This window comes from Flavobacteriales bacterium (genome assembly GCA_025210295.1).
In the GTDB taxonomy this organism is placed as follows: domain Bacteria; phylum Bacteroidota; class Bacteroidia; order Flavobacteriales_D; family Parvicellaceae; genus S010-51.
This window is the reverse complement of the sequence record JAOASC010000028.1, coordinates 170,558-186,137: the sequence shown is the minus strand read 5'-3', so window position 1 is coordinate 186,137 and position 15,580 is coordinate 170,558. Positions and strand designations below refer to the sequence as shown.

The window sequence follows — 15,580 nt, the reverse complement described above, 5'->3', positions numbered from 1 at the left end:
GTTTTGTATCTTATTCTAGACTAAAGGAATCTCGTTAATGTCTATAATCTTATTTTGAATGGCGTAGACTACTAACCCTGCAATATTTTTAGTTTCAGTTTTTAAAAACAAATTGTTTTTATGCCCTTCAACTGTTCTTGTTGAAAGAAACAATTCTTCACTAATTTCTTTAGCCGTTTTTTGAAGACAAATTAACTTTAAAACCTCCACTTCCCTTGAACTCAACACATCACCTTTATTAAGCACTGGAGCTGGTGATTTTGGTGATATTTGTTCTCTTACAATATTTAACTGGTCACTAAAAAATGAGTAACCATTTTTAGCAACCTCTCGAACAACGTTGGTTAACTCTTCTGGAGAAATACCTTTCGGAATAAATGCTGAAACACCAGTTTTTAGCATAAATCCCATAAACGATTGTTTATAATGAGAAGACATCACGATTACCTTAATTTCTGGATAGTTCTTTTTTAAACTTTTCATTACATCTATACCACTCATATTCTTCATTTTTAAATCTAAAATCAGAATATCAGGAAAAGAACTAGCTGCTTTAATATTGGTTAAAAACTCTTCACCACTACACGCAGTGCTCAGCACTTCAATATCTTCTTGAAGGGTGAAATATTTTTCAAGTAATGACACTATTAAAGCATCATCGTCGACTATCGTTAAACTTATCATACCTATTCTTTTTCCATTTTAAAGTAAAAAAGATAATTTGTTCCTTGGCCAATAAATGATTTAATATGATACTTCCCTTTTAAATAACTAACTCTATTTTCGATATTGGTTAAGCCTAAACCTTTTACGTTTTGCTTCCTATCGAACCCTACTCCATTATCAATTATTTGCACCACCAAACTTCTCTTTGTTTGCCTATATCTAAATTCTATTTTCGTTGCATCAGCATGCTTAATTATATTCGTTATTACTTCTTGTAAAATACGTGTTAAATTGATCTTAAAACTATCCGAATACTTTACATCATATCTAATTTCTACAATTGAATCAATTGTTTTGATTTCTTTCCATGGTTCCATGACTTCTTGCAATAAATCGATTAATTGAGTATACTCAATTAATGGAGGACTTAGGTCATGAGAAATTCTCCTGGCAACACTAATGCTATCTTCTAGTAATTTACTGTTAACTCCATTTGCTTTGTTGATTTGGTTTTCCATCTGGAGTACCAATAATTTACCAATTAGTGCATCGTGTATATCTTCTGCGATTCTTTTTCTTTCTTTTTCCTGGGTTTCAATAGCTGATTCAAACAACTCTTGTTGATGCTTTAACTTAGCCTTAGCTTCTGTCATTCTAGCTTTTACCATTTTATTAAACATCAACTTCACCAATAGTATTATGAATGCCAATAATAACAGCACTAATAATACACCCAATGTTACCCACAATGCAATTGTTTCCGTTTTCTCCCATTCTTCCATAAGTAATATGATAAACTAATATAAAACGCAACAGTGATCAAAAGGTATACTGTCCATATATATATCGTAACCTCAATCTTGGCATTAATCAAATAATTAATTGGCAACAATAAAAGAACATTCATTGAAAAATAAACTAAAATAAAACTATTGATATATTGCTTTTTTAATGAATCTAAATCCTCCTTGATTATTTGTTGGTAAAATTTTATTAAAGCAAACAAAACAATAATAAAAGACGAGATAACTTTAGAATAGGGTTGAAAATTCTGAATGTTATACACATCTATATAATACAATTCTGTAAGCATATATATACTGCCCAATATCAAAAAGAGAAAAATAGCTCTACTGTACAAATTTGTTTTTAAGTAATAAATTGAGAAAGTAATTAACTCTGCTAGACTTAATAAGGGCCATAGTAAAAGATTATTATTACTATCACTACCTATTTTTCTAGATACTAAATCAAAAATCAAACTGACAATCAGATATCCTAAAATAACATAGTTCGGTTTGGAAATATACTTCAAATAATATATTCCCCAAAAAACCCCTATTATTAAAACAATTGGCGAGCCATAGGTTAGTATATATTTATATACAATCACTTAATATCCAACGATTTTAGCAAACCAAACTTTGCATAATCATCTCCAAAAGGAGGCACCGAATGTACCATATCTTCAATATTTTGAGAGATGATTCCATCGGTCTTATTCACCACAATTAAGTCAGCATCAAAGCTACCATTTTCATCATCTTTTAATGATAAATAAAAATCATGTTCTTTTCCTTCTTTAACATCTGCACTATCAACCACAAAAGCTAAAAAAATTGCCTTATCACTTCCTAGGCTCGCAAACCGCTCGTCAATCCAGCTTTTTCGAACCGAATCATTGATCCAATTGTTGATGCATTGATTTGCTTTTTCCCAAGGTATACTGTGATCATTATTTTCTTCTTTCAAAGTCAGCTGAGGCAACTTCTTTTTGGTATTAGATAACAAAGCATGTGCTAAAAAACTTTCATTACTTTCAACATCTTCGCTCTCTTTTATTACATAAAAACTATTCTCTGCTTCACTTATTCCAAAATAGATGTGTAGCTTATCCGAAAGCTTTTCATCTAATGTAAATGAAAAAAAATTACCGACTTCTTTAAAAAAACTAACGACTTCTTCCTGTTGTACTCTTTTGTCGTTCCAGTTAACAATTATATCCTTATTCATTTCTTTTATTTTTTAGAATTTGACTTCTTCTTTTTCCTGTTTGATGTCCTAAATTTTAGATCAAATTATACACAATTACAAAGAAACTAAAAAGTATCCAATCATATTCTATTTTCTACAATTTATATAAAATAGTAGCTAAACAGGTAATTCTACCCTTTTTTACTATTTAGGTAATTCTACCCTTTTGCAAAAAACTCTTAATGCTGATTTTTGCGCCCAAATTATTCTCATAAAACCCTATATATAATGAATACATTAAACCTTGAAGATATTAAAGACCCTTTTGCTGCGGTTGTACAATCATTAAAAGATTCTTTATCTTCAATTCAACCAGTAACTACAACAGTAGAGGAAACAGCAAATATCTGTAATGAGATAGCAGGCACCTTAGATTATGCCATAGAAGTCCCTCCTACATTAACAACTTGTCAAGAAAGTTTAGAAGTACTGAGTTCACTATGTCAAGCACTTATCGAAATACCGTTTATTGATGTGGTTGCCGAAATGGCTTCTGGAATAATGGATGATGCAGTTGGGTTTCTTGGAGAAGTTAACACTGCTATTGACCCAATAATTGAAGATACGGTAAAGCCTTGTCAAACAATTTTTAACGAATTGGCCGATACGATGAATGAGGCTGACACGATTATTAAAACCATATCAACAACTGTCCCAGATGTCCTAAACACAGTTCAGATCTTAAGTTATTGTCTTGATATTACCCAACAAGTTTTACCTGTTTTAGCAGGAACAAAAGCAGAAGAAAGCACACAGAACTTTGTTGATCAAATGGTTAACGTTAGGACTGAAGTTACCAAAGTTTTAAAACCACTAGCAGAATTTACAAGTGATATTTCCAAAACAATACTTTCTATTAATTCTGCTTTAGGTGACTCCACTTCAGAAATTCAATCAACGTTAACAACAGTAAAAAATGGTTTAGGAAACTTCGAAAACATCATTTCTCCAATAAAAAGTGCTTTCCATGCTATCGAAAATGCTATAGCACCAGTGAAATGGGTATTGGATGCAATGGAAAGTATTATCAAACATATTTTGGAGCCAGTTGTTAATGCAGTTTTAAAAGCTACAGGTATAGAAAGTTTATTGCAGCCATTACTTAATGAAATTGAAAAAGCATTAGGTGTACAACCACTCTTTGACCTTGTAAAAACGAATATCAACACATCAACCTCAAGCAATTGGCAACAAAATGGGGGAACTCAAACGGTTCAAAGTGGCAGTGCAGCTTGGACAACTATGAATACTAGTCTTTCTAAATACGACTCAAGAGACAAAGGTAAAACTTATGATTTAGTTGTATCTATGGTTCAAGCCATTTCAGGAAGCCCATCTGGTAAAGGACCTTTTAATCTACCTAACTGGCCAGTACAACCTTCAATTAAAGGTATTCAAAGCAATTCGAGTTTTGCAATTCGTTCAATCGAAATAGCTAAAACACAGCAAAGAATTGTTAGACAGAAAAAAATGAAAACCTGTTATCTAGCGCTTGCTGAAATAACAACCCCTTACATAAAAACAGCTTCAAATCCTTTATGGGTCAGTGATGTTCTATTAAATGACCATGTGATTAAAGACAGTTATGACGATATAGGGTTAACAAACATTACCCTACTATTACAAGCGGCGAAAAATGCTAAAAACTCGCTGGAATCAGCCGAAACAATTGGGCCTACACTAGCGAAAAACTTAAAATCATTCGACTTATCAAGAGCACTTCCCACTCATTTTCACGAAGAAATTGATGACTTTAATGCTTTATTTTTAGATGGTGTAAAAGTCATGGATTTCTTATTAAATTTTGATTGGGCAAAAGGAATTTTTACAGATATAGAGCAATCGTTTAAAGACCAAGCCAAGGCTATCAACGATATCTATTTACAAACAACGGCATTGGTTAAATCTGGAGAAAGCGTTGACTCAGCTATTCAACAAGTTGAAGCGCATAATCCAAGTAAGCAGCAATTTACTTCTGCACTTCAATACATTGACCAAATAGCAAGTAGTGCCGCTAGTTTAGGTAATACCCTTAGAAGAGGTCTAGCATTAAACAGTAAGTTGGACAACCAATTTAGTTCAGATCTTGAAGCTTTAAAAACGGAAGTAAACACTGGTGCTGAAACTGTTTTAAAACAAATGCAAAACATTCAATCTACTATATCATATGCTTTATCTCAAGCTGATGCTATCAATAACTACCTAAGCAACTATGCTCAAAAATTTATTCAATTAGGTAAAGATGCCGAATTAGTTTCTTCTACTGGATTACCTCAACTCTCTAAAGCCGTTAAGTATTCTAATACTTTTGCTTCTATTCTGGATCCACTAACTGGAATCCTTGTAGATATGAATTGTATAGCTAAAAATCCTATTACTACTGGAGCCAATATCGAGCTATCGCTATTCAAAAGATCAATGAAGACAATTATTACAACGCAAAGTCCAGCAATTACCAAAGCTCTTAATTTTATCATTGCTAAACTTCTCCCAACTAATGATATTTCTAATGATATCTCAGCAATCAACAACTTTGTGAGCACCAACAACACCTCTTTTACAAGTTCGGCAAGCAATTTATCCAAATCGTTTGATCAACTTAAAAATTTAATGACACCTATAAAATCATTTAATTATTCGGCTACAGTATCCTACAAATCGAACCCTCCAATTACAATTGGGCCAGATGGGAAAGCGCAAGGAGGAGGAGCTACTAAAACTAAAGTTATTCATCAAAAAGTCAACAACTTTTTTGTAGACCAAGACTTACAACAAAAGCTTTTAGCATTAGTCAATAAAATGAATGACGCAGCCAATAAAGCCAATCTAAATAAAAATATTAACCAATAAAATCTATAAGAATGCAAAAGGAATATACACCTCCAACATTAGAACAAATTAACAACATTGACGTTGACGCACTCAACCCAATGGGATGGGATTCATTAACTGTTGTGAAAAGAACTATCCCACAACAAATAAATGATTATACCAAATGGAATGAATGGATTGTAATGGGCGCTAACCTTGTTCAAACAATGGATGCTGTACTTTTAAAAGCTGTTAGTAACGAAAAGGCCATTACAGCGATTAATGCAGCATGTCATTCATTTTATGATGCAGCTGTAGGGATGAATAATGAAATAGTAACAGCTATCAATGGATTGGAAGCTACTCCCCCAGTTGAACCAGTAGTAGAGTTCCCTCCAAACACTTTACCACCTTGGCCAATCACATCAAAACCCAACTTATTTAGTTCAGTTTGGGGAACGGTTCAACCACTTTTACAAATGCTTGACCAAAAACTAGTTAAAACACATCCTGATGATCCTATTGTAGTCGCTTTGGGAGGCTTAATCTCAGCTGGTGAGAATATTGTTGATGTTTTATCGACCTATTATCCTAAATGGGCCCCAAAGAATAAATAGACTTAATTAAATATCGTTTATTACCAACAACAAACTCTGACTATAAGTTAGTTTGTTTCCCCCATATTAGTTACCATTGTCTCCTCTAAAAGGAGCAATGGTAACTAATTAAAATAATAAACTATTTAGGTTACCTAATAAAAAATCCCTTTACAAAATGAATTGTAAAGGGATTTATATATTAATATTTAGGTAAATTACTTAACTAAATTCTTTGTTGAAGGTTTGAATTTGGTTAATACAATTCCATCAACAGCAGCTTCGTATTCAGCCATAGTAGGAGTTCTACCTAAAATAGTAGATAGTACAACTACTGGTGTAGAAGAAAGTAAAGACTCTCCTTTTTTCTCATCCGTGTCTCTTACCACTCTTCCTTGGAACAGACGAGTAGATGTAGCCATTACCGTATCTCCTGGTTCAGCTTTTTCTTGGTTCCCCATGCATAAACTACAACCTGGGCGTTCTAAGTATAATTTGTTTTCGTATTTAGTTCTTGCTTCTGCTTTTGGAGCATTATCATCAAATACAAATCCTGCATATTTTTCTAACACTTCCCAATCACCTTCTGCTTTCAATTCATCTACAATATTATAAGTAGGAGGAGCAACAACTAAAGGAGCTTTAAACTCTACCTTTCCTTTTTGAGCCTCAAGGTTTTTCAACATTTGAGCTAAAATTTGCATATCTCCTTTATGCACCATACATGAACCAACAAAACCTAAATCAACTTTCTTCTTTCCTCCATAAAAAGATAAAGGCTGAATATTATCGTGTGTATAACGTTTAGATACATCTTCATTATTTACATCTGGATCAGCAATCATTGGTTCAGCAATTTTATCTAAATCGATCACAACTTCAGCATAATACTTAGCATCAGCATCTGGCTTTAACGCAGGTTTAGTTCCAGACTTAATTTCTTCAATACGTTTATTCGCTTTATCAACTAAACCTTTCAAATCCTGGTTCTTATTATCCATTCCTTTATCAATCATGATTTGGATACGATCTCTTGAAATTTCTAATGATTCAATTAATGTTTCATCTTCAGAAATACAAATAGATGCTTTGGCTTTCATTTCAGCAGTCCAATCTGTAAATGTAAATGCTTGATCAGAAGTTAAAGTTCCTATATGTACTTCAATAATTCTCCCTTGGAATACATTCTCTCCTTCGAATTGATCTAACATTTGCTGTTGAGTAGCATGTACTACATCACGGAAATCCATATAAGACTTCATATCTCCTTTAAAGGTCACTTTTACAGACTCCGGAATAGGCATTGTTGCCTCTCCAGTTGCTAACGCTAATGCAACTGTTCCCGAATCAGCACCAAACGCTACACCTTTAGCCATACGAGTGTGAGAGTCACCACCAATAATTACATCCCAATCATCTACTGCAATATCATTTAATACCTTATGTATTACATCTGTCATTGCATGATATTTCCCTTTAGGATCACGTGCAGTAACCAAACCAAAGTCATTCATAAACTTCATTAACCTTGGAATATTCGCTTTTGATTTATCGTCCCATACAGAAGCTGTATGACATCCAGATTGATATCCAGCATCAACAATTGGAGAGATCACTGTAGCAGCCATCATTTCCAATTCCTGAGAAGTCATTAATCCTGTTGTATCTTGAGAACCAACAATATTTACTTCAACACGAACATTAGATCCAGTATGCAACGTTTTTCCTGGCGTTGTTCCTACTGCATTTTTATTGAATATTTTTTCAACTGCAGTTAACCCTTGTCCTTCAATAGAAACTTCTTTAGAAGGAGCATATACTTGAGGTACATCAATACCTAAAGCTTTACATGCGAAAGTCTGTAGTTTTTTACCGAAAACAACAGCATAAGAACCACCTGCTTTTATAAACTCCATTTTTGGAGGTGTTAAAGCTGCTGAGATATCTTTTAACTCTTTATCTCCGTTATATAATTTTTTTGTTTTTGTATTTATTGTTAGAACTGTTCCAGTAGCTACAGAATACTCTTCTTTTAATATTGGCTCACCATCTTCATCTACAATGGTATTTCCATCAGCATCTTTTTGCTTTACCCAGTTTTTTAAATCAATACCTATACCTCCTGTTACTCCGACAGTAGTTAAGAAAATAGGTGCAATTCCATTTGTCCCTGCAATTACTGGAGCAATATTAATAAAAGGTACATAAGGACTAGATGAAATCCCTGTCCACAAAGCAACATTATTTACACCAGACATACGAGAAGACCCAACTCCCATAGTTCCTTTATCAGCAATTAACATCACACGTTTATTCGGATGTTTTTCTTTTAATGCCAATAATTCTTGTTGCATTTCTTTATTATGCTCAAACATAGATTGCCCGTGCAACTCTCTATCAGAACGAGAATGTGCATCAGCTCCAGGCGACAATAAATCAGTAGAAATATCACCAATACCAGCGACATAAGTTACAACCTCTATCTCCTCATCAACTTCAGGTAACTTTGTAAAGAACTCAGCTTGTGCATAGCTTTCGATAATTTCTTTAGAAATTGGACAACCTTTTTTCATTGCCTCTTCTAAACGCTCCGTATCAGCTTCGTATAAGAATACTTGTGTTTTTAATACTTCAGCTGCTTTTTTAGCAATTTCAACATCTTTTTGATCTAACACTAAATCCAACAACACTTCTATAGAAGGCCCTCCTTTCATATGAGCTAATTGTTCGAATGCAAAAGCTGGAGAAATCTCTTCTACAACCTCTTCACCTAAAATAATAGCTTTTAAAAACTTAGCCTTTACACCAGCAGCACTTGTTGTTCCTGGTAAGACATTATAAATAAAGAACTTTAGAGAATCTTCTCTATCTTTATTTCCTTTATCTTTAATTTGATCAATAATTGCAGTTAACAACTCTGCACCATCAATTGGTTTAGGATGTAACCCTTGTCCTTTTCTTTCTTCTATTTCTTTAATGTAATCGCTGTAAGTATTCATAATGAAGTTCTTTACTAATGTCTAGCAGATTTAATTGTTTTTATTAAATTTTGAGGTAGCGAATATAAGAATTTCAAAGGAAAAATAGAAGCAATAAGGAGGTTAGCTCTCTTATCTTGACTAAATCTAAATAACAACAATAAATTTTCAGAAAACGGCTAGAATCCTATTACAAAAACTAATGCTTATTTTTCTTTCTCTTGAATTCTTTGGACAATATATACTCCAATAATCCCTAAAATAACATTGAGCATTGTAAAAGTATTCGTATCTAAACCTAAAAATCTTTTAAGGGTTAGAGAAATCCCCACGACTAATAAACCTACAATTATAAAATGTTTCATAATTATTATCCTTTTTGAGGATTTAGATTAAAACGTAATGAAAATACATTACTGTATAAAGCTGCAGAAGCATCTCCTATATCAGTTAATGCATAATCAATTGCAACACCTTTGAACTGAATACCTAACCCTATATTAGGCTGAATAGTGTACGTAGTTTTATTATTTAAATCCGTTATACGTTGCGTATTACTTAATCCTCCTCTTACATATACAATATTCTTAAATCCTAACTCTAACCCTAGGTGTGGATCTATAGAAAAAGGATCTCCAACTACCAATACATTTCTTTTTCCATCAGTTGTAACTGCTGCATTGAGCTCAGATAAAAAGGTAAAATTCTGATTAATATTCCATTTTTTTGAAGCTGCTAAAATAAACCTTGGTAAAGTTAACTCTAGACCATTCTCAGGGATTTCATTATCCGTCAAAGTAAAAACCTCTATAACATCATCAGACAAGGTATAACTCCACGCATTAAAAGTAGAAGTTACATCTCTAGCAACGACCGCTAATCTCCAATCCTTTTTCTTATAAGCAATAGCTCCATCAATACCAAAGCCCCAAGCTCTAGCAAAATCTCCTACTCTCCTGTTAATCACTTTAACATTTCCTCCAATTGATAAATTAGGTTTTAATTTTCTAGCATAAGAAAAAATAAAAGCCATATCAGTAGCCGAAAAATAAGTAATCCGATCATAATCTAAATTTCCTTGTGCATCAATCAATTCAGTTGTATTGGGTATATTATCAACACCAAAACGGATAAACGAAACACCAAATGCACTAGCAGTATCAATTGTTTTAGCCAACCCTCCAAAATCATATTTGGCTATTCCAGCAAAATATTCAGAGTGCATTAACCCTAATTGCAAATCTGTATTAATATTAAGCAAGCCAGTAGGATTCCAATAGCCAGCTGTAGCGTCATCTGTAGAAGCACCTACAGCATTCCCCATACCTAAAGCTCTAGCTCCAACACCAATATTTAAAAACTCATTACTGTATTTTGGGGCATTGGTTTGAGCACTTACCAAGTTGCTAACAAAAAATATAATTACTATTAAAGCAGTGATTTTCATTTAAAAACAAATTTATATAATCTTTGTACTATAACTCAAACAAATTGTATTTATTTTTAAGCTTTCTGTTATTTTTTCTTCTTTTTACATGCTCTTACACTTATGAGCATATAATTAAAACTCATATTTTTTGGTTATCTGATACTAAATTCACTAATTTTGCATTCGATTAGTGCAATTAAATTGATAATCATTTGGATTCTTAAAATATTATCAGGTTATTTGCAAGCCGAAATAAAATTTAGCAATAGCGAACATAAATAAATTTATATAAAAAGAGATGTCTAGAGTTTGTGAAATATCAGGAAAGAAAGTAATGAGTGGAAATAACGTTTCTCACTCTTTAAGAAGAACAAAGAGAAAATTTTACCCAAATTTAATTACTAAACGTTTTTATATTCCTGAAGAAGACAAGTGGGTAAAATTAAAAATTAGTGCTTCAACATTAAGAACTATCAATAAAAAAGGTATTTCTGCTGTATTAACAGAAGCAAGAGCTCAAGGAGTTATAAAATAAGTATACATATAATGTATTTACATCATATTACCTTGTCGCTATATAGTGACAAGGTTTTTTTGTTGGTACATATATAATAGCTCTCCCTTATTATTTCTAATTTGGTATAATTCGTGCGTAAATAATTAAAAAATAAGTTTGCTAAGCCCCCCTTATTTAATTCAATATGCTTTTTCCAAAACATATCTTACTCGTATTACTTTTTCCCTTTACACTTTTCTCACAAGAGGTCAATAAGGGACAACAACTTAAATTAAACCAATTTGGGATTTACGACACCGACATGCTTCCTGCTTCATTTCACAAAAGAAACAGGGAACAATTGCGAAACTACATGCCTAAAAACTCTGTTGCTGTTTTTTTCTCAAGCCCTATAAAAAATAGATCCAATGATGTAGACTTCCAATACCATCAAGATCCAAACTTTTATTATTTAACAGGACTCAAAGAACCCAATTCTATACTCATTATTTTAAAAACTCCTCAAAAAATTAATGGGGAAATGACAAAAGAAATTTTATTTGTTCAACCTAGAGATAAGAGTAAAGAAGTATGGACTGGAACTCGTATTGGGACTATGGGAGCTGAATTAGTCTTAGAAATAGAAACAGCATTTAGTAATAAAGAGTTTAATCAAATTGATTTTAATTTTGAAAATTTTGATCAAATTTTTCATACTCCAATACCTCAAGATATCAAAGATGATCCTTTTGACAAAGCTGACTTAAATAATTTATGCTTACAATTTGGTGCAAAACTTAGTAAAACAGATAACAGTAACATTAGTAAATCCAAACTCAATGAATGGTTAGCTGCTATGCGTGAAATAAAATCTGATGAAGAACTTCTTTTAATGCGCAAAGCAATTGATATCACCTGTGAAGCTCAGGTTGAACTAATAAAGGCACTGGAGCCCAATATGACTGAATATCAATCTGAAGCAATCATTGAATATATTTTTAAAAGTAATGGTGCTGAATATCCTGGTTTTCCATCAATTATGGGAAGTGGCAAGAACTCTTGTATTCTACATTACAGTACCAATAGAAAAACCATGACAGGCGATAACCTATTAGTGAGCGATGTTGGTGCTGAATATCATGGATACACCGCAGATGTTACAAGAACACTCCCTGTAGACGGCCATTTCTCGAATGAAGAGAAAATTATTTATGATATTGTATTGAAAGCACAAGAAGCCGGTATCAAAAAATGTAAAGAAGGTAATTCATTCTGGGACCCTAATGTAGCTGCTACAACTGTTGTTTCTCAAGAATTACAAAAACTTGGAATTATTAAATCTCCTATTGAAGTCCGTAAATATTTTATGCATGGCACCTCACATTATTTGGGATTAGACGTTCATGATGTTGGGACATACCTTCCACTTAAGGTCAATTCAGTAATTACCGTAGAACCTGGTATATATATACCCGCTGGTTCTCCATGTGATAAAAAATGGTGGAACATTGGGGTTAGAATTGAAGATGATGTATTGATTACAGAAACGACACCAGAGGTCTTATCAGATTGCATCCCCAAAACAACAGAGGAAATAGAAACTTTAATGCAACAAACCAGTATTTTTAATAAAAAATGAAAAACTTAATTTTAACGCTAACTTCTTTAGTTAGCTTATCTATTTACGCAACACTTACGCCTATAACCAACTTTGGAACTAACCCAGGTTTTTTAAATGCTTATTCATACATTCCAACCAATCTAACAGGAACTTCTCCACTAGTTATTGTATGCCATGGTTGTGATCAAGACGCTCAGGAAATTTCGGATCGTACAGAATGGAATCAACTAGCAGATACCTATGGCTTTAAAATTCTTTACCCTGAACAAAACATATTGAATAATGGAGGTAAATGTTTCAATTGGTTTAATTCTTTCGACAATGAAAGAGGACAAGGGGAAATGGCATCTATTAATCAAATGATTGATTATATGGTAGCTAACCACAATATTGATGGAAATAGAATTTACATTACAGGGTTATCAGCTGGCGCAGGAATTACAATTGCTTTTTCAGCGGCCTATCCTGATGTCATTAATAGAGCTGCTCCACTCGCTGGAATTCCCTATAAATCAGCTTCTAGTTCTTTAGATGCTCTTTATGCTATGGACCCTGGTTATGATAGAACATCTACACAATGGGGAGACAAAATTAGAGACGAGCATCCTAACTATACTGGAAGCTTTCCTAAAATGGCTATTTTTCATGGAACAAGTGATGCCGTAGTGGCTCATGAAAACGCAGTTGAATTAACCGAACAATGGTGTGATATAAATGGGGCTGACATTAACCCCGACATTACCAATAGTAACTTTCAAAACAACAATATTGTAACTCAAAAAGTTTATCTTATGCCCAACAATAGTGATACTGCGGTATTAAGATATGACTTTCAAAACATAGGTCATGTTATTCCTATTGATGAAGGAAACGGTCTGATGCAAGGAGGAAGTCCTGGTGCTTATACTCAAGATATTAATTTTTACTCTACCTACTGGGTAGCTGACTTCTTTAACCTAATTCCTTCGGTCTCTAATCAAGTAGAAGAAACAAATGATATCTCCTTTAAAGTATATAATATTGATCAAAACTCTTTTGGGTTTTCTAGCAATTCATCTAAAAATTTGATCTACGAGATTTATGATTTTAATGGAGGCTTAATACAAAATGGAATATTGAGCGATCAAGCAATTGTCACGTTAAAAAAACATATCAGCATAGGAATCATCGTGTTAAAACAAAAAGAAGAAGTGATTTATTCGAAAAAGATTATATTTGAATAAAAACCTACTTTATTATGAAACATCTTTTTTTTGCTGCCCTGCTACTTTCATTTTTTTCGAATTTAGCACAATTCGACACCACTCAATGCGATTTTGAGGTTATCGATACAATTCAATATGTAATTAACAAATCCAATACACCTACAGCGTTATCTGTAAACACAATTAACGAATCTACCACACCTGCGAACGATGATGGATACAGCGCTTATGGTCAACTTTTTGAAGCTCCTGACACCGTTCAACTCAATGGATTTTGTTTCTATGCATTTATGTACAGTGGAACTACCGACAGTGTACTCTCAAGAGTCTACCAAACCAACTCCTCTGGAGAAATAGACAGTTTAATAGACTCTATGTGGATAACAGTTCCTTTACACGCCAACTACAATGGAGACTTATATTCAGACAGTATTAAAATATGTGCCACATTCAACTCGCCACTTCAATTGATAGGCGACTATGTGATTACATTAACTAACAACAGTACATCTGATATGTATATTGTTAGAAACGGTGATGGACAAGGAGAAGACCTCTCTTTCTCTTTTTATTATTGGGCATCTAATCATTCTTTTGATGGATGGTACCGCTCATTTAGTGCATTTGGAAGTGCTTGGGATTTTGATATTATCATTGAGCCAATTGTTTCTTATTTTATTACGACACAGCATATCACCAATCAAAATAGTAACTGCTTAGGAGATACGCTAACCATAAGTAGCAGCATTGCATATAGCGACAGCTTGCTTCACCATAGGATGTATAACCCAAATTTCAACAGTTATACTCCTGCACATAGTTTTATTTATCATTATGGGGATACCGTCAAATCTGATACTTCCCATAATTATGCTAACCCTGGGGCATACAACCTGTTTTTAAATGGTGTAACAACTATGAGTGGATGGACTTTTAACAACTATACAGCTGTTTGTCCTTACAATATCAATGTATTAGATCTACAAATTGACCTTGGCCCTGACACTAGCCTTTGTATGGACTCTATCAACCTTACTGCTGGTCAGTTTTTTGATGGCTACCTCTGGAATACCATGGACACCACAGCTATTTTAACGCTTTATGCTGACTCTTTAAATAATGGAGTATACCAATATGCTATTCGTACTGAATACAATGGATGTTATAGTCATGATACTATAGACATTACAGTTGGTAGCTTACCTATAAACTTAGGAAATGATACGACACTATGTCTCAATCAACAACTGGAACTTACCACCAATAGCAATGGACAACACAGTTGGAATACAGGACAACTCACCAATACTATTACTGTAGGACCATTTAACGCTCCTAACTCACTCACTTATACTGTAGAAGTAGAAGCTGCAGGATGTATAGGACAAGATACCATTAATGTTGTAATTGATAATTGCTTAGACATTTATGATTCGCCAGCACCAGAAATAACCACTTACCCTAATCCTTCTAATCAGTATATAACTATAACGAATGATTTATGGAGTGCTTACACCATCACTATTAGTGACTTAAGTGGTCAAATAATCATGCAAGAGCAAGGTTTGGAGTATCAACAGACCTTAGATTTAAGTAACATTAGTACGGGAACTTATATTTTAACACTATCAAAAGACCACCAAAAATATCAACAAAAACTACAAATAATAAAATAAGGTATTGCAAATAAAAATAATATGACTATCTTTGCGACCTTGAATTAACAAAAATAAGATTTTTAGAG

Annotated in this window: 12 protein-coding genes; 6 read left to right on the top strand and 6 right to left on the bottom strand. The window is 33.2% G+C overall.

The features are described 5' to 3' along the window. Positions 1-15: 15 nt before the first annotated feature. The 3 genes from N4A35_09070 to N4A35_09060 form a co-directional block, all read right to left on the bottom strand. Positions 16-684, bottom strand: coding sequence for a response regulator transcription factor (locus N4A35_09070; protein MCT4581554.1), 669 nt, complete (start codon positions 682-684; stop codon positions 16-18). Positions 685-686: 2 nt separating this feature from the next. Further along, positions 687-1,448 carry an ATP-binding protein gene (locus N4A35_09065; GenBank protein ID MCT4581553.1) on the bottom strand — a complete coding sequence of 254 codons (762 nt, stop codon included), beginning with the start codon at positions 1,446-1,448 and terminating at the stop codon, positions 687-689. Positions 1,449-2,055: 607 nt separating this feature from the next. After that, on the bottom strand, positions 2,056-2,679 hold the full coding sequence (locus tag N4A35_09060; protein MCT4581552.1) for a hypothetical protein: 624 nt from the start codon (positions 2,677-2,679) through the stop codon (positions 2,056-2,058). Between the two features lie 249 nt (positions 2,680-2,928). Between N4A35_09060 and N4A35_09055 the strand changes: the two genes are divergently transcribed. Together N4A35_09055 and N4A35_09050 are read left to right on the top strand one after the other, a co-directional pair. Then, entirely contained in the window at positions 2,929-5,550 is a 2,622-nt protein-coding gene (locus tag N4A35_09055; protein MCT4581551.1) for a hypothetical protein, read from the top strand. Positions 5,551-5,561: 11 nt separating this feature from the next. Then, complete coding sequence (locus tag N4A35_09050; protein MCT4581550.1) at positions 5,562-6,128, top strand: hypothetical protein; 567 nt, start codon at positions 5,562-5,564, stop codon at positions 6,126-6,128. A 197-nt stretch (positions 6,129-6,325) separates the two neighbouring features. Here N4A35_09050 and N4A35_09045 read toward each other — a convergent pair whose 3' ends face one another. The 3 genes from N4A35_09045 to N4A35_09035 all read right to left on the bottom strand — a co-directional run bounded on the left by N4A35_09045 (position 6,326) and on the right by N4A35_09035 (position 10,532). Next, positions 6,326-9,106, bottom strand: coding sequence for a bifunctional aconitate hydratase 2/2-methylisocitrate dehydratase (locus N4A35_09045; GenBank protein ID MCT4581549.1), 2,781 nt, complete (start codon positions 9,104-9,106; stop codon positions 6,326-6,328). A 185-nt stretch (positions 9,107-9,291) separates the two neighbouring features. Continuing rightward, positions 9,292-9,450 carry a hypothetical protein gene (locus N4A35_09040; protein MCT4581548.1) on the bottom strand — a complete coding sequence of 53 codons (159 nt, stop codon included), beginning with the start codon at positions 9,448-9,450 and terminating at the stop codon, positions 9,292-9,294. A 5-nt stretch (positions 9,451-9,455) separates the two neighbouring features. Continuing rightward, positions 9,456-10,532: a PorV/PorQ family protein gene (locus N4A35_09035; protein MCT4581547.1), complete on the bottom strand. Its 1,077-nt coding sequence runs from the start codon at positions 10,530-10,532 to the stop codon at positions 9,456-9,458. Positions 10,533-10,812: 280 nt separating this feature from the next. On the opposite strand from N4A35_09035, the gene rpmB reads away from it, so the two are divergent. The 4 genes from rpmB to N4A35_09015 all read left to right on the top strand — a co-directional run bounded on the left by rpmB (position 10,813) and on the right by N4A35_09015 (position 15,512). Next, complete coding sequence (gene rpmB / locus N4A35_09030; GenBank protein ID MCT4581546.1) at positions 10,813-11,049, top strand: 50S ribosomal protein L28; 237 nt, start codon at positions 10,813-10,815, stop codon at positions 11,047-11,049. A 166-nt stretch (positions 11,050-11,215) separates the two neighbouring features. Continuing rightward, on the top strand, positions 11,216-12,649 hold the full coding sequence (locus N4A35_09025; protein MCT4581545.1) for an aminopeptidase P N-terminal domain-containing protein: 1,434 nt from the start codon (positions 11,216-11,218) through the stop codon (positions 12,647-12,649). After that, complete coding sequence (locus N4A35_09020; protein MCT4581544.1) at positions 12,646-13,854, top strand: PHB depolymerase family esterase; 1,209 nt, start codon at positions 12,646-12,648, stop codon at positions 13,852-13,854. Before N4A35_09025 ends, N4A35_09020 begins: the two co-directional genes overlap by 4 nt. A 14-nt stretch (positions 13,855-13,868) precedes the next feature. Beyond that, positions 13,869-15,512 carry a T9SS type A sorting domain-containing protein gene (locus N4A35_09015; GenBank protein ID MCT4581543.1) on the top strand — a complete coding sequence of 548 codons (1,644 nt, stop codon included), beginning with the start codon at positions 13,869-13,871 and terminating at the stop codon, positions 15,510-15,512. Positions 15,513-15,580: the final 68 nt, after the last annotated feature.

Bases quoted from the DNA above. Each gene is read 5' to 3' on its own strand.
- N4A35_09070 (MCT4581554.1), bottom strand. From the start codon at position 684: ATGATAAGTTTAACGATAGTCGACGATGATGCTTTAATAGTGTCATTA.
- N4A35_09065 (MCT4581553.1), bottom strand. From the start codon at position 1,448: ATGGAAGAATGGGAGAAAACGGAAACAATTGCATTGTGGGTAACATTG.
- N4A35_09060 (MCT4581552.1), bottom strand. From the start codon at position 2,679: ATGAATAAGGATATAATTGTTAACTGGAACGACAAAAGAGTACAACAG.
- N4A35_09055 (MCT4581551.1), top strand. From the start codon at position 2,929: ATGAATACATTAAACCTTGAAGATATTAAAGACCCTTTTGCTGCGGTT.
- N4A35_09050 (MCT4581550.1), top strand. From the start codon at position 5,562: ATGCAAAAGGAATATACACCTCCAACATTAGAACAAATTAACAACATT.
- N4A35_09045 (MCT4581549.1), bottom strand. From the start codon at position 9,106: ATGAATACTTACAGCGATTACATTAAAGAAATAGAAGAAAGAAAAGGA.
- N4A35_09040 (MCT4581548.1), bottom strand. From the start codon at position 9,450: ATGAAACATTTTATAATTGTAGGTTTATTAGTCGTGGGGATTTCTCTA.
- N4A35_09035 (MCT4581547.1), bottom strand. From the start codon at position 10,532: ATGAAAATCACTGCTTTAATAGTAATTATATTTTTTGTTAGCAACTTG.
- rpmB (MCT4581546.1), top strand. From the start codon at position 10,813: ATGTCTAGAGTTTGTGAAATATCAGGAAAGAAAGTAATGAGTGGAAAT.
- N4A35_09025 (MCT4581545.1), top strand. From the start codon at position 11,216: ATGCTTTTTCCAAAACATATCTTACTCGTATTACTTTTTCCCTTTACA.
- N4A35_09020 (MCT4581544.1), top strand. From the start codon at position 12,646: ATGAAAAACTTAATTTTAACGCTAACTTCTTTAGTTAGCTTATCTATT.
- N4A35_09015 (MCT4581543.1), top strand. From the start codon at position 13,869: ATGAAACATCTTTTTTTTGCTGCCCTGCTACTTTCATTTTTTTCGAAT.